Source organism: Hymenobacter sp. BT491 (assembly GCF_014349165.1).
GTDB classification, from domain to species: domain Bacteria; phylum Bacteroidota; class Bacteroidia; order Cytophagales; family Hymenobacteraceae; genus Hymenobacter; species Hymenobacter jejuensis.
On sequence record NZ_JACSJJ010000003.1, the window covers coordinates 242,520 to 263,696 of the forward strand.

Annotated in this window: 15 protein-coding genes; 8 read left to right on the forward strand and 7 right to left on the reverse strand. The window is 60.2% G+C overall.

Going from position 1 to position 21,177, the window contains the following annotated elements:
- Nucleotides 1-258 precede the first annotated feature (258 nt).
- The 3 genes from H9I52_RS12545 (at nt 259) to H9I52_RS12555 (ending at nt 8,526) form a co-directional block, all read left to right on the forward strand.
- Nucleotides 259-4,644, forward strand: coding sequence for a CusA/CzcA family heavy metal efflux RND transporter (locus H9I52_RS12545; protein ID WP_187454162.1), 4,386 nt, complete (start codon nt 259-261; stop codon nt 4,642-4,644).
- Nucleotides 4,645-4,672: 28 nt separating this feature from the next.
- Nucleotides 4,673-5,878 carry an efflux RND transporter periplasmic adaptor subunit gene (locus H9I52_RS12550; RefSeq protein ID WP_187454163.1) on the forward strand — a complete coding sequence of 402 codons (1,206 nt, stop codon included), beginning with the start codon at nt 4,673-4,675 and terminating at the stop codon, nt 5,876-5,878.
- Between the two features lie 266 nt (nt 5,879-6,144).
- Nucleotides 6,145-8,526, forward strand: coding sequence for a TonB-dependent receptor (locus tag H9I52_RS12555; RefSeq protein WP_262386062.1), 2,382 nt, complete (start codon nt 6,145-6,147; stop codon nt 8,524-8,526).
- Nucleotides 8,527-8,551: 25 nt separating this feature from the next.
- Here the strand turns inward: H9I52_RS12555 and yiaK are convergent, their stop codons facing one another.
- Complete coding sequence (gene yiaK / locus H9I52_RS12560; protein ID WP_187454165.1) at nt 8,552-9,544, reverse strand: 3-dehydro-L-gulonate 2-dehydrogenase; 993 nt, start codon at nt 9,542-9,544, stop codon at nt 8,552-8,554.
- Nucleotides 9,545-9,792: 248 nt separating this feature from the next.
- Between yiaK and H9I52_RS12565 the strand changes: the two genes are divergently transcribed.
- On the forward strand, nt 9,793-10,623 hold the full coding sequence (locus H9I52_RS12565; protein WP_187454166.1) for a DUF6544 family protein: 831 nt from the start codon (nt 9,793-9,795) through the stop codon (nt 10,621-10,623).
- 7 nt (nt 10,624-10,630) lie between these two features.
- Here H9I52_RS12565 and H9I52_RS12570 read toward each other — a convergent pair whose 3' ends face one another.
- The 4 genes from H9I52_RS12570 to H9I52_RS12585 all read right to left on the reverse strand — a co-directional run bounded on the left by H9I52_RS12570 (nt 10,631) and on the right by H9I52_RS12585 (nt 14,234).
- A complete protein-coding gene (locus H9I52_RS12570) occupies nt 10,631-11,383 on the reverse strand; it encodes a TIGR00730 family Rossman fold protein (protein WP_139516234.1) in 753 nt (250 codons plus the stop codon).
- Nucleotides 11,384-11,836: 453 nt separating this feature from the next.
- A complete protein-coding gene (locus tag H9I52_RS12575; protein ID WP_187454167.1) occupies nt 11,837-12,208 on the reverse strand; it encodes a spore germination protein GerW family protein in 372 nt (123 codons plus the stop codon).
- A gap of 91 nt (nt 12,209-12,299) precedes the next feature.
- Nucleotides 12,300-13,754, reverse strand: coding sequence for an amidohydrolase family protein (locus tag H9I52_RS12580; RefSeq protein ID WP_187454168.1), 1,455 nt, complete (start codon nt 13,752-13,754; stop codon nt 12,300-12,302).
- 162 nt (nt 13,755-13,916) lie between these two features.
- Nucleotides 13,917-14,234, reverse strand: coding sequence for a thioredoxin (locus tag H9I52_RS12585; RefSeq protein WP_139516232.1), 318 nt, complete (start codon nt 14,232-14,234; stop codon nt 13,917-13,919).
- A gap of 160 nt (nt 14,235-14,394) precedes the next feature.
- Here H9I52_RS12585 and H9I52_RS12590 point away from each other — a divergent pair, with 160 nt between their 5' ends.
- From H9I52_RS12590 to H9I52_RS12600, 3 genes are all read left to right on the forward strand, one after another.
- Nucleotides 14,395-16,008 (forward strand): ATP-binding protein, encoded by a 1,614-nt coding sequence (locus H9I52_RS12590; RefSeq protein WP_187454169.1) that lies wholly within the window; start codon nt 14,395-14,397, stop codon nt 16,006-16,008.
- A complete protein-coding gene (locus H9I52_RS12595) occupies nt 15,986-17,038 on the forward strand; it encodes a response regulator (protein WP_139516230.1) in 1,053 nt (350 codons plus the stop codon). The genes H9I52_RS12590 and H9I52_RS12595 overlap by 23 nt, the downstream gene beginning before the upstream one ends.
- Nucleotides 17,039-17,164: 126 nt before the next feature.
- Nucleotides 17,165-19,585 carry a heavy metal translocating P-type ATPase gene (locus H9I52_RS12600; RefSeq protein WP_316248037.1) on the forward strand — a complete coding sequence of 807 codons (2,421 nt, stop codon included), beginning with the start codon at nt 17,165-17,167 and terminating at the stop codon, nt 19,583-19,585.
- Between the two features lie 119 nt (nt 19,586-19,704).
- On the opposite strand, the gene H9I52_RS12605 is transcribed toward H9I52_RS12600, so the two are convergent.
- Nucleotides 19,705-20,352: an NADPH-dependent F420 reductase gene (locus H9I52_RS12605; protein ID WP_187454170.1), complete on the reverse strand. Its 648-nt coding sequence runs from the start codon at nt 20,350-20,352 to the stop codon at nt 19,705-19,707.
- Between the two features lie 75 nt (nt 20,353-20,427).
- Nucleotides 20,428-20,859 carry a MarR family winged helix-turn-helix transcriptional regulator gene (locus tag H9I52_RS12610; RefSeq protein ID WP_187454171.1) on the reverse strand — a complete coding sequence of 144 codons (432 nt, stop codon included), beginning with the start codon at nt 20,857-20,859 and terminating at the stop codon, nt 20,428-20,430.
- A 100-nt stretch (nt 20,860-20,959) separates the two neighbouring features.
- Between H9I52_RS12610 and ccoS the strand changes: the two genes are divergently transcribed.
- Entirely contained in the window at nt 20,960-21,136 is a 177-nt protein-coding gene (gene ccoS, locus H9I52_RS12615) for a cbb3-type cytochrome oxidase assembly protein CcoS (protein WP_410403029.1), read from the forward strand.
- The last annotated feature ends 41 nt before the right edge of the window (nt 21,137-21,177 follow it).

Genomic DNA, 21,177 nt, shown 5'->3' on the forward strand with positions numbered 1-21,177 from the left:
TGGGGCAGCTAGCAAGCAGACAGGGAGCCGGGCCCTGCCCCACTTGCCGATTACCCGCCGTGGCCCTGCGGCCCTAACGACAATAATCGGACGAAGATGCTGCCCGGCCAGCACCGGGGTGCATTTTAAGAAAATCTTAAGGCGGCTTTAAGGAGTTTATAAGGCACCCATCCGTTTTTTGGCGAGTGCTTCCCTTTCCGCGATGCATATTGCGCCTCCAACTGCCTCGCGGCCCCGAATCGAACTATCTGCTATTCAATGCTTTCTAAAATCATAGCCGCCAGCATTCGCAACAAGCTCATGATTCTGTTGCTGGTGGTGGGGCTCGTGGCCTGGGGCGGCTACTCGGCGCTGCACCTGCCCTTGGATGCCATTCCGGATGTTACCAACAACCAGGTGCAGGTAATTACGCAGTCGCCGGCGTTGGCCGCGCAGGAGGTCGAGCAACTGCTGACCGTGCCGCTGGAATTGCAGCTGCGCACGGTGCCGGGCGTCACCGAAATCCGCTCGATTTCCCGCTTTGGGCTGTCGGTGATTACAGTGGTTTTCGAAGACAACATCGATACTTACCGCACCCGCCAACTGGTAGCCGAGAAGCTCACCAGCGCTCAGGCCGATTTGGGAAGCGGGGCCGGCACGCCCGTTATGGCCCCAATCACGACCGGACTGGGCGAGATTTTTCAGTATTCGCTGCGTGTGAAGCCCGGCTTTGAGAAGCAATATTCGCTGGCTAAGCTGCGCGACGTGCAGGACTGGCTGGTGAAGCGCCAACTGGCCGGCGTGCCCGGCGTAGTGGACGTGAGCAGCTTTGGCGGCTACGTGCGCCAATACGAAGTGAGCGTAAGTCCCGACCGCCTCAATGCGGCCAACGTGACCATGCCCGAGCTACTGGCGGCCTTGCAGGACAACAACGCCAACACGGGCGGCTCGTATTTGGAACGCGGCCCCAATGCCTACTTCATCCGGGGCGAAGGCCGCGTGACGTCCTTACAAGATGTTGGTTCACTGGTAGTTAAGCAAGCCTCGCAAAACGCTCCTTTGCTGGTGCGCGACGTGGCCGACGTGCGCTTTGGCCACTCGGTGCGCTACGGCGCCATGACGCGCAACGGCAGCGGCGAAACGGTGGGCGGCATCGTGCTCATGCTCAAAGGCGCCAGTTCCGAGCAAACCATCAAGGGCGTGAAAGAGCGGGTAGCCGAAATCCAGAAAACGCTGCCGCCCGGCCTGGAAATCCTGCCTTTTCTGGATCGTACCAAGCTCATCGACAAGGCCATACATACCGTTACTAAAAACTTGCTGGAAGGCGGCGTCATCGTCATTATTGTGCTGCTGGTGCTGCTGGGCAATTTCCGGGCGGGCTTGGTGGTGGCCAGCATGATTCCGCTGTGCATGCTCTTTGCGCTGGGCATGATGCGCCTGTTCGGCGTGTCGGCCAACCTGATGAGCTTGGGCGCCCTGGATTTTGGGCTGATCGTGGATGGGGCCGTGATCATCGTTGAGGCCATGATATTTCACCTCGTGCATTTCCGCGAGCGGGCCGAGGGCGAAACCATGGACCAGGTGGCCGAAGCCGCCGCCACGCGCATGATGCGCTCGGCGCTGTTTGGACAGCTCATTATCCTGATTGTGTACTTTCCCATCCTGGCCTTGACCGGCATCGAGGGCAAGATGTTCCGGCCGATGGCCCTGACCGTGAGCTTTGCCATTGTGGGCGCTATGTTGCTGTGCCTGACCTACGTACCAGCCGTATCGGCGTGGGCGCTGCGCAAAGACATCAAGGAGGAAGGTACCCTTGCCGACCGCATCATGAAGGCATTGCACCGCGGCTACTCGCCTCTTATCAAAGGCGCGCTGCGCTGGCGGGCGGTGGTGGTTGCCGTCGCCGTGGGCTTGCTGGCGGTAGCAGGCTGGCTGTTTACGCGCATGGGCGGCGAGTTTATTCCGCAGCTCGACGAGGGCGATTTTGCCGTGAACGTGACACTGGCTCCGGGTTCGTCGCTGGCCCAGAGCATTGCTACCACCACCCGCATTCAGCAGATCTTGCTCAAGAACTTTCCGGAAATCGAACAAATTGTGGGCAAAATCGGCACTTCCGAAATTCCCACCGACCCCATGTCGTTGGAAGACTCTGACCAGATGGTGATTCTGAAAGATCAACAAGACTGGACCTCGGCGCACTCACGTGAGGAGCTGGCCGGCCGGATGCAGCACGCGCTGGCCGACGTGCCGGGCATCAATCTGGAGTTTCAGCAGCCCATTCAAATGCGCTTCAACGAGCTGATTTCGGGTGCCAAATCCGACATCAGCATCAAGATTTACGGCGACGACTTGGGCATCCTTTTCGAGAAGGCCAATCAGGCGGCTTCCCTCATTCGCCCGCTGGCCGGGGTGGGCGACCTGAAAGTGGAGCAGATTGCGGCCCTGCCCCAGCTGCGCGTGACCTACGACCGTCAGAAGCTTGCTCAATACGGCCTGCGCGTATCGGACCTGAATACGCTGCTGCGGGCCTCATTTGCGGGCGAAGTGGCGGGCCAAGTCTATGAAGGCGAACGCCGCTACGACCTCGTGCTGCGCCTCGACTCGACCCAGCGCCGTAGCCTCGACGACATCCGCAGCCTGTACGTGGATGTGCCCGGCGGCCAGAAAGTGCCCCTTGACGAAGTGGCGCAAGTGCGCTTCCGCAACGCGCCCGCCCAGATTTCGCGCGACGACGCCCGCCGCCGCATTAACATTGGCGTAAACGTGCGCGGCCGCGACGTGCAGAGTCTGGTTCAGGACATTCAGCAGAAGCTCAACGCAAGCCTGAAGCTGCCGTCGGGCTACACCATTCAGTACGGCGGGGCTTTCGAAAACCTGCAACGCGCCAAAGCCCGCCTGAGCATTGTGGTGCCTATCTCGTTGCTACTCATCTTCTTACTGCTCTACTTGTCGTTTAATTCGGTGAAGCAGGCCTTGCTCATTTTTACCGGCATTCCGCTGGCGACCATCGGTGGCGTGCTGGCTTTGTGGCTGCGCGGTATGCCGTTTAGCATTTCGGCGGGCGTGGGCTTTATTGCCTTGTTTGGGGTGGCCGTGCTGAACGGCATCGTGCTGGTAGCCAGCCTCAACGAACTAGCAGAAGCCGGAGTGCATCACGTGCAGGAACGGGTGCTGCGGGCCACCGCCGAACGGTTCCGGCCGGTGCTCCTGACGGCCTCGGTGGCTTCCCTGGGCTTTCTGCCGATGGCCCTCTCGACTTCTGCCGGGGCTGAAGTGCAAAAGCCACTGGCCACGGTGGTGATCGGCGGATTAATTACGGCTACTTTGCTTACGCTGCTGGTGCTGCCAGTGCTCTACACGCTCTTCACCAAAGACGATCCCGCACCCGGCACCCCCGAAAGCGAGCCAGCTTCCACGCCCACACCTTCCGGCCCGGCGAGTCCGGTTGCAGTTGCTATTGTTGTGGCGCTATTGGTTTTGCCACTTGCGGGACGAGCGCAGAACACGCAAACACAAATATTTAATAATCAAGTACTTACCTTACAACAGGCATTGCAGACGGGCTTGAAGCAAAACCTCTCGTTGCAATCGGCTGCGTTGCAAGTGGAGCAACAGCGCGCGCTTACCCGCACCGGCTACGACCTGCCGCGCACGGTGCTGGACTACCAGCGCGGCCAGATTTCGGGGCCAATCGTCGACCAAAGCTTCAACGTGATTCAGCAGGCGTCGCTGCCGGGCGTGTACGCAGCGCAGCGCCGCTTGCTGGAAAGCCAAACGCTCACGGCCGAGCAGCGCGCCCGCGTACAGCGCCGCGAATTGGCCCTTTCCATCCGCAGCAGCTACTACCAGTTGCTACTTACCCACCGCCGGGCGGCCCTGCTCCGCCGTCAGGATAGCCTGTATCGGCGGGCGGCCCGCGCGGCCCGCATCCGGTACCAAGTGGGCGAAACCAACCGACTGGAACAGGTATCGGCCGAAGCCCGCGCGCGGGAGCTGCAAAACCGCTTGGCCAGCACGGCCACCGACCTGATCGTGCAGCGCCAGCAATTGGGCGTTCTGCTCGGTGTAGGCCCCAACGCGCACATCGACACGACGGAAAGCTTCGTGGCTCCGCTGGCGGCCGCGGATACGGCGGCTCTTTCGCCCGAAACCAACCCTACGTTGGGGCTGCTTCGCCAGCAGGCTACCGTCAGCAGGCAGCAAACCCGCGTGGAGCAGCTGCGGCGCCTGCCCGATGTGCGGCTGGGCTATTTCAACCAGAGCATCAACAAAACCAATGGCTACCAAGTGGCGCAAGCGGGCCTGTCGGTGCCGTTGCTGGGTGGGGCACAACGCGCCCGCGTGGCCGCCGCCCGCTTAGGTGAACAGTTGGCCGACAACGAATTAGCATACGCGACCACTCAGCTTACGGGCCAACTAGGTGCGCTCCGCCAGCACCTGCGTCGGGCGCGGGCTTCGCTCGATTATTACGAGCAGTATGGCCTGCCGCAGGCGCAGCTTATTCTGACTACGGCCGAAAAAAGCTTCCGGGCCGGCGACATCGACTACGTGACGTATGTGGTGAACACCGAGCCCGCCTGGCAGATTCAGCAGGCCTACCTCGATCAGGTGCGCCAATACAACGATTTCATTCTCAGCCTACAAGCCCTGGCCGGCACCGACTAAGCCAGTACTTGCCGTTGACCTACTTGCCATGAACTATTTGCTTTCTGCGCTTCGTCTGCTGCCGTTGCCCTTATTGGTTGGGGTGCTTGCGTCCTGCCACGGGGGCGCTTCTTCGGAAGCCGAGGGCGCGACGCCGCCCGCCCCGCCCGCTGCCCCGGCCAACCCCGATCAGGTGACGATTTCGGCGGCGCAAATGCAGGCGGCGGGCATCGGCCTGGGCAGCTTTATGCGCCAGAGCATGGCTTCCGAAGTGCTGGCCAACGGCGTTATCGATGTGCCGCCCCAAAACATCGTGTCCATTTCGGCCGTGTTGGGCGGCTACGTGCAGCAGGTGAAGGTGCTGCCCGGTCAGCATGTGGCCAAAGGCGCCGTAGTGGCCGTGTTGCGCCACCCCGATTACCTCAAGCTGCAACAGGACTATTTGCAAAGCCGCGCCCATGTGCGGTTTCTTACCCAAGAACTTGAGCGCCAACGTATTCTGGACGTAGAAGATGTGGGAGCCAAACGCAAGCTTCAGCAAGCCCAAGCCGACTACGCCACCGAGCAGGCCGCCGTGCGCAGCCTCGCGGCCCAACTGGCCCAACTCAATATTTCACCAACCCGCCTCGCAGCTACCGGCCACATCCAGCCCACGGTAAATCTCATAACGCCGCTGGGAGGCTACGTCACGACCATCAACATCAATCCCGGCCAGTTTGTAAACCCCCAGGACGTGCTATTGGAAGTGGTCGATCGCTCCGATTTGCACCTGCAACTCAAGGTGTTTGAGAAAGACATTGCCCGAGTGCGGGTAGGCCAGCCCATTCTGTTCACGGTGCCCAGCCGCCGAACGCCGGGCGAGGTGCTGCACGCCCGCGTGTTTCTGGTAGGCAAAGCGTTCGACAACGACGCTCGCACCATCGCTGTGCACGCCCACCTCGAAGGCACCGAAGCTGCCAATCTGCTCCCCGGTCAGTATGTAGCGGCCCGCCTCCAGACGGCTGGCGCCCAAGCCCGCACTCTGCCCGAAGAGGCTGTAATTCAGGCTGGTGAGTTGAGCTACGTCTACGTCCGGACGGCGGCCACCGACAGCACCGCCACCTTCCGGCGCGTGAAGGTGCGCCCCGGCGCCACCGCCCACGGCGACGTGGCCGTAGTGCCGCTCGAATCCCTGCCCGATACCACGCACTTAGTCCGCCAGGGGGCATATTTCCTCGACGCCGAACGTAGTAAAGGCCAAAGCACGGAGGAATAGGTACTAATGGCGAAATCAGTATCAAAATGCATCTGTTTGATTATCAAATAGATGCATTTTGATGCTCAAACTACAGAAAGCGGTATAATTTCCGTAAGCTCGTGAAATAGAGTAAGATCGCGGCTAACTTTTGCCCGGGTGTTGCAGCCTGCGCGAGAAAGGGTTGTCCCTTCTCCAAACCCTTCACGCGCTGGCCTATGCTTCTTTTCTCCTCTCCCCTCTTCAAGCGGCTTGGTTTACCGATAGGAGTCACGGTTTTGTTGGCTTTGACTGCTCCCACCAGCCGGGCACAGGGCCTCGGCGCGATCACCGGCCTAGTGCAAACCCCTGCTGCCGCGGGCCTCGAACTAGCCACGATTACGCTACACCGCACTACCGATTCGGCGGTGGTCAAAAACGAGTTTAGCGATGCCCAAGGCCGGTTTCGCTTCGATCAGGTGCGGCCGGGACGCTACTTGGTCTCGGCTTCGCAAGTGGGTTTTGTGCGCCGTTGGAGCGCACCAACAGAAGTAACTGGCCATGAAGTAGATATACCTGCATTGGTACTATCTGCCAGCGGGGCTACGCAGCTGAAGGAAGTGACGGTGGTGGGCCAAAAGCCCCTGTTCGAGCACCAGGCCGACCGCACCGTCGTCAACGTGGCCGGCTCCACGCTGGCCGCCGGCAACACCACGCTCGACGTGCTGGCCCGGGCCCCGGGCGTGACCGTGGACGGCAACGACAACCTGGCCCTGCGCGGCAAACAAGGCCTACTCGTGCTCATCGACGGCAAGCGCCAGCCGCTGAGCGGCAGCGAGCTGGCCGAGTACCTGCGGGCCCTGCCAGCCGAGCAGCTGCAGAGCATCGAGCTGATCACCAACCCGCCGGCCAAGTACGACGCGCAGGGCGGGGCCGGCATCATTGCCATCAACCTGAAGAAAGACCAGCGCCAGGGCACCAACGGCAGCGCCAACGCCGCCTACGGCCGCGGCCAGTACGGCAAGTTTACCGGCGGCCTTTCCCTCAACCACCGCCACCAAAAACTCAACCTCTTTGGCTCCTACAACTACGCCAACCGGCAGGATTTCGTGAAAATCACCAACCACCGCGATTTTTCGGTGGCCGAAGTGGTGACCAGCCGCAGCGATCTGTTCAATAAAATCGTCAATCACACCCACACGCACACCTGGAAAGCGGGCCTCGATTATACCCTCTCCGAGCGCACAGTAATTGGGGCCGTGGTGAGCGGATTGAGGAGTCATTTGGAGCAGGCAGGCTACAATACTACCCAACTCTTTCGGGCCGACCAGTCGTTGCTGGCCCAAAACCGCACCGACAAAACGCGCGACTTTCACTCGCCCAACGGCGCGGCCAACCTCAATTTTCGCCACACGTTTGCGGCCGCAAGTGGCAAGCGCGAGCTGAGTGCCGACGTCGATTACGCGCGCTACACCACCGATCGGCAGCAGCACCTGAACACCTTTTATGAAGTACCGGTTGCTTCGCCTTCGTTGCTGCGCGTGACGCAGGCCGGTGCGCTCACCATCCAGTCGGTGAAGGTGGATTACACGCATCCGGTTTCGAAAGAATTTGTGCTGGAAGCGGGCGGCAAGGCCAGCAGGGTATCATCAGACAACGACGTGGTCTTTTTGATAACCCGCGACGGCCGCGACTCGGTGGACGTGGGGCAAACCAACCATTTCCGTTACACCGAAAACATTTATGCAGGCTACCTCGATCTGACGCATACCTACGCCCGCCTGACGTTGCAAGCCGGCCTACGCGCCGAACAAACGCAAGCCATTGGCAACCAAGTAGTTGGCAATGTAGGTTTTAGACGCAATTACGCCCAGCTTTTCCCGAGTGCCGCCGCCAAGCAAACGATCAACGATAAGCACGAAGTATCGCTATCCTTAAGTCGGCGCATCGACCGGCCTTCTTATGGGCAGCTCAACCCCTTCCGCATTTACAGCGATCCCACCACTTCGGGAGCTGGCAACCCCAACCTGCGGCCCCAAACCAGCTACAACCTGGAGCTGACCCACACTTACAAGCAAAAATTCAGCACCGGCCTGAGCTACAGCATCACCAGCAACCCCATCGTGGGGGTGGTGCAGCCGGAAGCAGGCAATAAGGTGGTGGTAACCAGCGCGAACCTGGGCAAACAGTATTATTACGCCCTGACGCTGACGGCGCCCGTCGAGCTTGCCAAGTGGTGGAGCGTCTACAACAACGGCGTGTTCTACTACAGCCGCTTCGTGGGCCACCTGGCCGGCACGGCCCTAGACAAAGGCCGCCCGGCCTTCAACCTGAGCAGCACCAGCACCTTGACCTTCGGCCAGGGCTGGTCGGCCGAGCTCAACGGCCGCTACCAGTCGCGCGAGCAGTACGGCTTCTTGGATACTAGGCCAAATGGGCAGGTAGGCCTTGGCCTGCAAAAAGCCGTATGGAACCGCAAGGGCACACTCAAGCTCAACGCCACCGACTTGTTTTATACCGCCACGCTGCACGCTACTTCCACCTACGACAACTACGTAGAATCGCTGTATCAGCGGCTCGACACACGGGTGGCGACGCTTTCGTTTAGCTACCGCTTCGGCAGCGATACCGTAACGCCTGCTCGCAAACGCACCGGCAGCGCCGAGGACGAAAAGCGCCGCGCTGGCTGAGCATATCATAGCGCTTGGCGCACCGCTACATTTCCAATACCTGCTGCCAGATATCTTCCTGCACCGGAATGCCGTGCAAAAGGTTGTCGTGGCGGGTGGCCAGCGATTGCTCGCCGGGATAGAATACTTTGCCGCTGGGTTGCCCTTCGCCGTCCGATTTGGTGTAGCGCAGAATTTCTTCAATCAGCGAGGTATGTAGTTCGGGCTGCCGAATTGCGATGAAGCACTGCGACACCCCGTACTCCGCACCGGACTGCGTAATGGCGGCCGTGGAGCGCCCGCCGCTCAGGGCCGTCAGCAGCACATCCAGCACCAGCGACAGTCCCGAGCCTTTCCAGAAGCCAATGGGCAGCCCACGCTGCGATGCCATAATTTCGGCCGCGTCGGTGCTCAAGTTGCCGTCTTGGTCGTAGCCGCCCGGCACGGGCAGCGGCTCCTGCCGGCTGGCGTAGGTGCTGAGCTTGCCAAACGAATACTGCGACAGAGCCATATCCAGCACCACAGGCGGCTCCGAGCCGCGGGGCACGGCAATTACCAGCGGGTTGTTGCCCAGCCGCGGCCCGGTACCACCCCACGGCGTCACGTTGGCAATGGTGTTGGTAAAGCAAATACCGATGCAGCCAGCGTCGGCGGCCTGCCAGCCGTAAGTGCCGCCGCGCATCCAGTGGTTGGTGTTGCGCAGGGCTACGCAGCCAATTCCGTGGGTTTGGGCCAGCGCGATGGCCCGTTCCATGCACAGGCTGGCGCTATACACGCCGGGCGCCAGGTGGCCATCCCAGCGCTCAAGCGCGCCGTTTTGTTCGATGCAGGTCGGGTCGGCTGCGGGTTGCACCCAGCCGTTTCGGATGGCGTGCACAAACGTCGGGAAGCGGTTGAGCCCGTGGGTATACACGCCGTCGCGGCTGTTTTGCGCAAACACCGTAGCGCAATGCTCGGCTTTGGTTTCCGAAAAAGAAAGTGAGAGCAACACGCGCTTCAGCTCCTGCTGGAGTTGCATGTAGGGAATGCGAAGGCTCATAAGCAACGGCATCTGGTTGGTGGCTGAATGTACGGGATTTTCTTTCTCCCGTCGGGCCCCGACGAGCGTCCCCTATCGAGCGGTTTGGCAAACTCCGCCCGAGGTAAGTCCATGAAGTATACTGGGTTACCGCCTGACTTTCGTCATGGCCGATGCTTGAGGGCTGGTGCACCTTTGCGCTGTGCTTCGCTGTAAAAGCTACGCGGCGCTTTCACATAACTTGTTCTATACCAATCACTTATATAATCATGAAAAAGAAAGCCACTTGGTTGCTGGTTTCCGCGGCGCTGGCTACTTCCGTGGCGGGTATTGTGCTGGGCCGGAAGGCAGCAGCCCGGCGACTACGCCGGGATGTGGAGCGGCTTTTTGCCCAATCGACGGACGTTTCCACCCGCATCTACCACGAATCCCAGCTCGAAGGGCTGCCCGCGCCGGTGCAGCGCTACTTCCGCCACGTGCTGCGCGATGGCCAGCCGTACTTACGCGGCCTGCGCCTGCGCCACGGTGGGCAGTTCAAAACGGAGCTGGAAGGCGACTGGGTCGACATCAAAGGGGAAGAATACCTGGTAGCCGACCCGCCCGGATTTATCTGGCAAGGCACCACCCGGCAGTTTATCGCCCGCGACGAATACGTAGGCGGGCGTGGCAGCCTCACGGTGCGCCTACTCGGAGCGGTGCCCATCATGCGCGGCGCCGGCCCACATTACGATCAGGGCGAACTGCTGCGCTGGCTGGGCGAAAGCACGTGGCTCCCGACCAATCTGCTGCCCAGCGAGCGCGTCAGTTGGGCCGCCGTCGATGACCAGTCGGCCCGGCTGACGTTTACGCACGAAGGCCAAACGGTCGCGTATCTGGTGCGCTTCAACGAGCAAAACGAAATCGAGCAATGCGAAACCCAGCGCTACCAAGGCGACCAGAAATTACTGCCATGGATAGGGCGCTCGGCCCAATACCGTGAAATACAAGGCGTGCGCGTGCCCACCGTGCTGGAAGGCGCTTGGGTTGCAGATGGTAAGCGCCAGCCCTATGCCCATTTCATCGTGCAGGAGTTGAGCTACGGCCCCCTGCAGCCCTTTTAGCAAGCGTTTATTCCCCAAACCACCACCGACGCCGCGGCCGATGCTCGCTGAGCAGCTTGAACTTCACCACCGCGTAGCGCTCGATGTGGGCGAGGGCTTCTTCCACCGAATCGGTGTAGGTGAGCAGCTGCAAATCGACGGGGGCCACCATGCCCTGGGCTTCCATGTGCGCGAGCAGCGCCAGCAACGGTTGCCAATACTCGCGCCCGACGACCACGATGGGGAAGTCCAGAATTTTTTTGTTCTGGATCAGCGTCAGGGCTTCAAACAGTTCATCCAGCGTACCGATGCCGCCGGGCATAATCACGAAGGCATAGGAATACTTGACCAGCAGCACTTTGCGCACGAAGAAATACCGGCAGGTCAGCCACTTATCCAGGTATGGGTTGGGGTTTTGCTCCTGGGGCAGCTCGATGTTGCAGCCCACAGAAGGGCCGCCGGCATCGCGGGCGCCTCGGTTGGCGGCTTCCATAATGCCCGGCCCGCCGCCCGTGAGCACCGTGAATCCTTGCCGGCTCAGCCCGGCACCCAACTGCCGCGCCAACAGGTAAAACGGTGAGCCTTCGACTACCCGCGCCGAGCCAAACACCGACACGCATGGCCCCACAAAGTGCAGCACCCGAAAGCCGCGCAGAAATTCGCGCAGTACATCCCACAGAAACCGCAGCTCGCTGGGGCGGCTGCGCGGCCCCGACAGAAAACGGCGTTCAGACCGCGCAGCGGACGTGGCAGGAGCGAGAAGTTGGGCGGAAGTCGGCATAACCAGCAACGAAAATTTCAGCGGGTGGCAGAACAGAAGCAACGAGGCAGCCGCTGGACGTTGCCGCGCTGTTATATCCGCAACAAAAAACACGGGCCATTTTGCGCTGCTGGGCGTTCTTTTCTTAGGGCTGGCCTCAGGCAGAGCAGCCATGACAAAAGTCATACGCCAACCCAATGTTTATCAAAGCATTACGGAGTGTAAAAACCGACTTTTAGAGAAGCATCCCACCTCACCCTGGGCTTTTGCAAGCCCTTAATTCCCCGGCGTCATGGTTATTCCTTCCCTCCTTTTTCCGCTTCTGCTGCTTGCAATACTGGCTTTGGGCAGCGCCTATTTGCGCAGCACCTCAAGTTTGCACTAAGGCTTTATAGCGTGGTTGGCGTCGCGCTACCCTTGCGCAATTTAACTTGTTGGTATACAATTACTTGCGCCGCAACATTCAGACTTCTGCTAACGCTTTCGCAGGAGCTTCGGAACGCTGCGTAGCAGCAACAAGGCCACCAAACCGCTGACGGCTACCAGCGGCACCACCGAGCCCCGAATAGGCCGAAAGCGTGCGTTGCCCTGTTTGAGTTCGATGTAGCCCACCGGCGTCAGGTTTACGCCCGCGCCACCACCAGAGCCGCCGGCCCGCGAGCCATCGGTGCCCCCGCCCCCACCAAAGCCGTATTGGGCCCGCGCGACCGGAATCACCGTGACTCCGTCGCGCTCGACGGGCGTACCGTACAGCGTCTGGGCCGAGACGACCGTACTAAGCTGCTGTGCCAAACGCTCGACGATCGAAGATGCGGGAGCTGTCAAAGAAGACGTTGAATCAGACATACTTAAAAAAATTTAACTTATTGATAAACAGAAATTTACCACACGGCAATACGTGTGGGCTTGCGTGGCTTTAACCGCTGCCGGTGCCGGATTACTTCTGTTTCACGGCTTGCAGCATCGCGCCCAAGGCCTGCCGCGAATAGGGCTTGCCGCGGGCAATTACGGTGTTGATAGTGCGCACGTTTCGGATGTCGGTTAGCGGATTCTGGGCTAGTAGCAGCAGATCGGCGTTTTTGCCCACTGCCACCGTACCCGCAGTTTTTTCGACGCCCATAAACCGCGCCCCGTTGAGGGTAGCGGCCCGTAGCGCTTGGGCAGGCGTCAGGCCGGCCTGCACCAGCATTTCCAGCTCGCCAATCAGCGAAGCGCCCGGATAGGTGAAGGAGTTGAACGCCCCGCTGTCGGAGCCGGCAAGCACGGTTACGCCGGCTGCTTGCAGCTTGGGCACCAAGCCGCTGAACCGTACCTCCAGCTTCTTGCGGAACTGCGCCGCTTCCGCCGACTGCCCCTTCGCGCTGCTCAGGCGGCGGGTGTAGGTAGCCTGAATCTTGGGGTCGATGTAGGCCAGCATGGTATCGCGGGTGTGGTCGGTGGTGGGCAAGTCGGCCAGGGTTTTGCTGATGAAAAGCGTAGGCACCACGGCCGTATGATGCGCGGCCATCTGTTGAAAAATGCGCGTCGCGGCGGCCGGCGAATATGTGGCTTCCACGGCCGGCAGCATGGCAAACAGGCCCAAGGGGTGCGCAGTGGTCAGGCTTTGGCGCACGAGGTTCGTGAGGCTGTCTTCCTTGCTGGAGCACGCTTTAAACACGTAATACAGATGCTCGGAGGCGTCCAGCCCGCGGTCGACGGCCTCGCCCAGCTTCACGGAATACGGCATGTGGCCCGTGGTTTTCAGGCCGCGCTTTTCGGCTTCGGAAATGACGTTCAGGTAGGCATCGCGGCTGATGTTGCTGTCGTAAATCTTGACGTAATCGACGTGCAGCTTCTGCAGCGAATCCAGCGCCTTATTGATCTGGGCCGGCGTTTCGACTTCCAGCGAGCCCGGCCAGTAGGCGTGTGGCCCGTCGATTTTGGGGCCGGAGGTAAAGATGCGCGGCCCGGCCAACGTACCCGCCCCAATCTGGCGCCGCCAGCTCATCACGGCCGGCGTCATGTCGCCGCCCGCATCGCGCACCGCCGTGATGCCGTGGGCCAGGAAAAGCGGCAATAGGTTTTGGTTGGCCTGTATCAGGCTGTCGCCCCCACGAAAATGCACGTGCATGTCCCAGAGGCCTGGCAGCAGGTATTTGCCCCGGCCGTCGAGCGTACGCTTGGCCGCATACGATTTTGCGCCGGCCTTTTCGACTACCGCAATCGCGTCGCCGCGCAGGGCCACCATTTGGTCGGGCCGGATCTGGCCCGTGGCCACGTCGATCACGTTGACGTGCGAAATCACCAGATCGTAGGGAGCCGCCGCGGGCTGCGGTTTCTGGCCGGCCCACAGCAGACAACAAGTGCTGGCCAACAGGCCGCTGCGGAAGAAAATCGTGCGAAATGAAGCCATTCGGGACGGAATAATACGAATAGATAAACCCCGCGGTAGCCAGGGGGCAGTAAGCTACAAAATATTATCCCGCACGTAACCTGTAAAATCCTTGCCCGGCAAGGCGTAAGCGCTATTAAAGCATAGAGCATAAGTAATTCATAATCAATTACTTATGCTCTATTAATCTACTTTACTCAGCAGCAGGGTAGCGGTGACTTCTCCTTCCGGCAGGCCCTGCTGGCGCCAAAGCTCAATGCCTTGCCGCACCAGCACGAACGACGGCAATTCGGTGGCGTGGAAGCTGCGCACCACGGCCGGATGGCTGGCTTCGTCGACCTTGAGCACGCGGATGGCCGCACCGAGGCGCCCCTGCAAGGTGGCCAGCGACGCGTTGGTGGCGGCCTGCTGCACGCCATTGCCGGTAGCCGTTGGCAGCAAGACCAGCAAGACCGCCGAATCGGTTTCGGAAAGCTGCGGTTGGGGTTGAGAGGAAGTCATCGCCGGGTAAAATAATTTTGCTTTCGTAAAAGTACTTCCCCCGCTGAGCTTGCCCCCTGACGACGGTCAGGGTTTTAGCTGACTTTTATCACCAGAAAATTTATCCGCAACTTTAGCGTCCTTCATCCCGGCCTCGTTGCCGCCGTATTTGCGTTTTCATATGCCTATTTCACCGTATATCACGACTCTGGTCGATATTCTTTTTACGCAGGCTAAGGAGTTTGTTGGCCTTTACGACGTGAAATTGGGCTGGTTTACGCATGTGAATCCGGCGGGCATTCAGCTGCTGGGCTACCCGTCGGAGGAGGCGTTTTTCGAGGACCCCAAGCGCTCGCTCCTCACTTCGGGGTTATCGGACGAAGCCTGGCAAGCGCTACAGGAGCAGGTCATGCGCGAAAAGAGGCAGGAGCTGGAAGCCGAAATACGCCGCCAGACCGGCGACCCGTTTTGGGCACGCCTCGAGCTGACGGCCTTTCAGATGGAAGATCGGCCCTTTTTCTTAGTTCGCCTCACCGAGCAAAGCCGGCTTCAGCAGGCCCGGCGCGAGTTGGCCCAGAGCGTGGGCCGTTTCGAGGCAGTCGTGGCCAATGCCACCATCGGCATCATTGTCTGCGACCGACAGGGGCAAATCATTTCGGCCAACCGTACTTCCCACCAACTATTTGGTTATCAAGACGATAAATTAATTGGTGAGCTCATTGAAGTGCTGGTACCCGACGCCGTGGGCAGCCAGCACGAACGGTTCCGGGAGTCGTTCAACGAGGCGCCGGCCGTGCGGTCGATGGGCGCGCACCGCGGCGACTTGCAGGCGCGGCGCAAGGACGGCTCGGTGTTTCCGGTGGAAGTCAGCCTGAGCTATTTTCACCTCGACGAGCAGCTGTACGTGGTGTCCTACATCGTCGACATCACCTATAAAAAGAACACCGAGCGCGAACTGATTGCCCAGCGCGAACGCGTCGAGCGGCTGAATGCCGAGTTGGAGCAAAAGGTCGTTGACCGCACGCACGCCCTCATGCACACGCTCGAGCAGCTGGAGCAGCGCCAGGACGAGCTGGCCAAAGCCTTGGCCGCCGAGCAGGAATTGGGCGAAATGAAATCGCGGTTTGTATCGATGGCGTCGCACGAGTTTCGCACGCCGCTAACTACCGTGCTCACGTCGGCTGCCCTGATTGAAAAGTACGCCGGCGGCGACCAGCAGCCCCAGCGGCTCAAGCACTTGCAGCGCATCCGCTCGTCGGTCAACAACCTGAACGACATCTTAGAAGAGTTTCTGTCGGTGGGCAAAATAGAGGAAGGCAAGATAGAAGCGCACCCTATCGAGCTGGACATTGCCGGCCTGCTCACTGATACGGTGGCCAGCATGCAGGGTATGTTTAAGCCCGGCCAGCGCATCGAGAAAGAGGTGTTGTGCTCGGATCCCGTTCGGCTTGATCCGTCGTTGCTGCGCAAGATTCTGGTCAACCTGCTGTCCAACGCCATCAAGTATTCCGGCGCCGGGTCGGTGGTAACCGTTCGTACGCTTTGCGAGCAGAATCAATTTACCTTGACGGTGCAGGACCAAGGCGTAGGCATTTCCCGGGAAGATCAGGAGCACCTGTTCGAGCGCTTCTTCCGGGCGCGCAACGTCACGACGGTACCCGGCACGGGCTTAGGACTTTATATTATTGCCAAATATCTTGAGCTGATGGGGGGCGACATTGCCCTCCACAGCGAGCTGAACGTGGGCACCACCGTCACCATCACCATCCCTTATGAAAACCATCCTGCTGATTGAGGACAACGACTTCATCCGTGAAAACACCGCCGAAATTCTGGAATTGGCGGGCTACGCGGTACACACGGCCGAAAACGGCAAGATCGGCGTCGAGCAGGCCCTGGCCACCAAACCGGATCTGGTGATCTGCGACATCATGATGCCCGTGCTCGACGGCTACGGGGTGCTGCACATTTTCAACCAGAACCCGCAGCTGGCGGGCGTGCCCTTCATCTTCCTGACGGCCAAAACCGAGCGCACCGACCTGCGCCGCGGCATGGAACTGGGCGCCGACGACTACCTGACTAAGCCCTTCGACGAAACCGAGCTGCTGAGCGCCATTACCGGCCGGCTCAACCGCTTTCAGCACCTCAAGCCCGACTACGATCTGCAAGGCGAAGGCCTCAACGAGTTTCTCGACGACGCCCGCTCCGTGGGCAACCTGGAAAGCCTTTCGGCCGACCGCAAGGTGCAAACCGTGCGCAAAAAGCAGGAAATCTACGCCGAGGACGACGAGCCGACGCGGCTATACTTCGTAAAATCGGGGCGCGTCAAAACCATCAAGACCACTTCTGCGGGCAAAGAGCTCATTACGGGCATTTACCAAGCCGGCGAGTTTTTTGGCTACCTACCGCTGCTGGAACACACGAAATACACCGATTCGGCCGTGGCCGTGGACGATTCGGCGCTGGTCTACATTCCGAAGGCCGACTTCATGCAGCTGGTGCTACGCAACCCCGATGTTAGTCAGCACTTTATCCGGCTGCTGGCCGGCCACGTGGCCGAGCGCGAACAACTGTTGCTGGGCATGGCCTACAACTCCATCCGGCGGCGCGTGGCCGATACGCTGCTGCGCATGCAGGAGCAAGCCGGTCCGGAGCCCGACGCACTGATTCAGCTTTCCCGCGACGACATGGCCGCCGTGGTAGGCACCGCCCCCGAGTCGCTGATCCGCACCCTGAGCGAGTTCAAGCAAAGCGGCCTGATCGAGATGTCGACCAAAGGCATTCGGGTGTTGCAGCCCGAAAAGCTGCGGCGCTCAAACTGGTAGCCGGGGCGAGGAAACGCCGTGTATGAGAGCCGTTTGACTGAAATGAATCAGCCCCTGGGCTGACATTCGTCATCTGTTGGGCAGGCGGCAAGTCGGAGCTTTGGCTTTCCTCTGATCTGCTCTGCCGTGATCCCTGCCCCTGCCGAAATCCATACCCACGTTGCCTGCACCCACTGCGGCGACGCGTGCCCCGACGAGCCCGTTCTCCTTGATAGTCAGCCCTTTTGCTGCCAAGGCTGCAAAGCCGTGTACGAGCTGTTGGCGGCCAGCAACCTGTGCACCTACTACCGCCTCGACGAGCGCCCCGGCCAGAAAGTAAAGGACGTAGAGCTGCCCGGCCGCTTCGACTACCTCGACCAAGAATCGGTGCAGGTGCAGCTGCTGGCTTTCCGCAGCGACACGCTGGCCAAACTCACGCTCACCATCCCGCAGATGCACTGCGCCTCGTGCATCTGGCTGCTCGAAAACCTGTACAAGCTCAATCCGGGCGTGTCGGAATCGCGGGTCAATTTTTTGCGTAAAGAATTAACCATTAGTTACTTACCCAGCGAAACCAACCTTAAGGAAGTTGTAACGCTGCTGGCGGCCATTGGCTACGAGCCCCAGATTACGCTGGCCGAACTCGGTGCCCAGCCCCACCACGGCAGCCGGATGCTGTATTACAAGCTGGGGTTGGCGGGGTTTTGCTTCGGCAACGTGATGCTGCTGGCCTTTCCGGAGTACTTTTCCTTTACGGAACAGCTTCAGGCTGAATTCGGCCAATTCTTTGGTTATCTGAGCATTATCCTCTCGCTGCCCGTGTTGCTGGTGAGTGCGCGGGGCTTCTACGAATCGGCCTGGCAGGGACTGCGGCAGCGCTACATCAACCTCGATTTTCCGATCAGCCTTGGCCTTACGGCCCTGATGCTGACCAGCTTGTTTGATATTTTGACCCACCGCGGGCCGGGTTACCTCGACTCGTTTACGGGCCTCGTGTTTTTCATGCTCATCGGCAAATGGGTGCAGCAACGCACCTACGACGCCCTGCGCTTCGATCGCGACTTCACCTCCTACTTCCCGGTGGCCGTGACGCTGCTCACCAAAGACGGTGATAAATCGGTGTCGGTGAAGGAGTTACAGGTGGGCAACCGCATCTTGGTGCGCCACCAAGAGGTGATTCCGGCCGACGCCATGCTCATGCGCGGCACTGGCCAGATCGATTACAGCTTTGTGTCGGGCGAAAGCGTGCCCGTGGCCAAAGGGGCCGGCGAGCTGGTGTACGCCGGCGGCCGGCAGGTGGGCCAAGCCGTGGAATTGGAGGTAGTGCGCGAGGTGTCGCAGGGCTACCTGACGCAGCTTTGGAACAACCCCGCATTCCAAAAAGGCGACAAGCAAACGCTGGAAACCTACGCCAACAAAGTCGGTCGCTACTTCGTGGCCCTGACCCTCACGCTGGCACTAGGCGCGATTCTGTATTGGTACCCGCAGGATCCGCACATGGCCCTGCGGGCGTTTACGTCGGTGCTGGTCATTGCCTGTCCGTGCGCGTTGTCGTTGGCCACGCCGTTTGCGATGGGCGCCGCCGTGCGGGTGTTTGGGCAGAAGAAGTTTTACCTGAAAAACTCGGCCGTGGTCGAAACGCTGGGCCGCGCCGACACGATTGTATTCGACAAAACCGGCACGCTCACCGACACGCATCGCTCAGAGGTCAGCTACGAGGGTCGCCCCTTGACCATTGAAGAAAAGCAGCTCGTGGCTACGTTGGTTCAGCAATCGACGCACCCGCTTAGCCAACGGCTATCCAAAGAGCTTATTTATAATGCATTGACTATAAATAAGTTACAAGAAACACCTGGACAGGGCCTGAGTGGAGTCGTCAACGGGGTATGCGTGCAGGTAGGCTCGGCGGCCTTCACCGGGGCCCAACGGTCAGCCGACGTTGCAGAAGCCGACGCGCAACGGCAATCGCGGGTGTACGTGGCCCTGAATGGTGTACCGGTCGGCTGCTTCGTGTTTCATAATGTCTACCGCGACAACCTCGCACCTATCCTGACGGAGTTGGGCAAGCGCTACCGCTTGGCCGTGCTCTCCGGCGACAACAGTTCGGAGCGCCCTCGGCTGCGCGAGTTATTCGGGCCGAAAGCAGAGCTACGCTTTCAACAGTCGCCGCTGGATAAGCTGGAATACGTCGCCGAGCTGCGCCGGCAGGGCCGCACGGTCATCATGGTCGGCGACGGCCTCAACGATGCCGGTGCTTTGCAGCAAGCCAACGCCGGCATCGCCCTCACCGATACGCTCAGCAACTTCTCGCCCGCCTGCGACGCCATCCTGGATGCGAGCAGCTTCGGCCAGCTCGCCACGTTCCTGCGCTTTTCTAAGGACTGCCTCCAGATTGTGCTGGCCACCTTTGTTTTGTCGTTTTGCTACAATGGCATCGGCTTGGGGCTGGCCGTACAGGGCCGGTTTACGCCCATCGTGTCGGCTATTCTGATGCCCATCAGCTCGCTCAGCGTGATGCTGTTTGCCACGCTGCTGGTGCGCTATGCGGCTTGGCGGCGCCGGTTTTAACCAGTCAGCTCATGGCTTCCTCCTCCTCGCCACCCGCCCCCACGCAAAGAACCCCACTGAAAAGCGCTGTGCGCTTCGGTGGGGTTCTGCGGAATAAATTTGGGGGCTTTGGGATGGGCTTAGGCGTGCACAAACTGGATGGCGTGGCTCCAGGTGTTGTGCTTCAGGCCGTAGCGCACCCACAGCAGCACAAAGGGCTCGGTCGCCCGGGCTTCTTCGATGCCGCCCAGGTCGGTGACGCGCTGCCACCCCAGCTCACGCAGCAGCTGAGTGGTCTGCTCCTTGGCGCCGGCATCGTTGCCACACACAAACATATCGGGCTCCCCGCCGGTCGAGGCTGGGTTTATCATCTGCTGCACGCTGACCATGTTCAGGGTTTTCACGACGTGCGCCTGCGGCAAAGCCCGCTGCACTTGCTCGCCCAGCGAGTCGGTGAGCCCTACGAAGAGCGTGGGCGGCATGCCTTGGGAGAAGTCCAGCGGATTAGTCAGGTCAATGACCGTTTTGCCGGCAAAGTGGGCCGCGCCGGCCTGCTGCACCGCCTCTACGGTAGCAGTGCCCAAGGTGGCCACAATCACGAGATCGCCGAATTGAGCGGCGTCGGCAAACGAGCCTTCGCGGGCGGCTCCGCCGTGCTGCTGCACCCAAGCTACGGCCTTTTCGTTGCCAGCTGTGCGCGACCCGAGCAATACGCTGTGGCCCATTTCCAGCAGTTTGGCACCCAGCGTCTGGCCGACGCTGCCCGTGCCCAAAATTCCAATGTTCATAGAAAGAGAGAGGTAAAAAGTGAGTGGAAAATCAATTCATTTGCTTGTACATACAATAATTACAAGGCAAAAAAACTAGCCTTTCGGCTCGAGTTTTTTTGTGGCCTCGTACGTGGCAGCGGTCAATTGCGCGGCGGCTTCCGACCCCAGCAACGTGGTGTAACGGGCATAGAGGCGGCGCCAAGCGGCTTTCACATCGGGCAGCAACTCAGTGGCCGCCGCGGTGGGCGTCACGCGGGTGCTCCGCCCCACCGACTCGCGTTCCAGCAGCTTACGCTGCTCCAGTTTCTCCACCAGCCGCGTGACGGTAGAAGGCGTCAGCTGCATTTCCCGGCTGATTTCCCCGGCTTGCAGCCCCGGCTTGTGGCACACGGTCATGAGCACGAACGCATGAGAGGGCGAGAGGCCCGTAACGGCAAATTCTTCCTCGGCCATGCTCGTGAGCAAGCGGGCGACGGCGTTAGCCGAGAAAAACAGACAGTTACAATAGCGCGAATCAGTAGCCACGGCGTGCAGAAGAGTATGGCCGCAAAACTATCAGCAACATTTGTATATACAAACTTGATAAATAGTTATTCCGGCGCTTTTTTCAGCCGGCATCAACTCCTTGCCTAAATCCACTCCCATGACCATCATCTTTCTGCTCATCGGCATCAGTCTTTCTGTCGCCTTAATATTCCTGGGAGCCTTCTTGTGGGCGGTACGCACCGGCCAGTACGAAGACGACTACACGCCCTCCGTGCGGATGCTATTTGAGGACGAGCCCACGGACCCGACGCCGTAAGCTTCCGCTCGGTGGGCTGACATCAATCACCGCCCCATCTG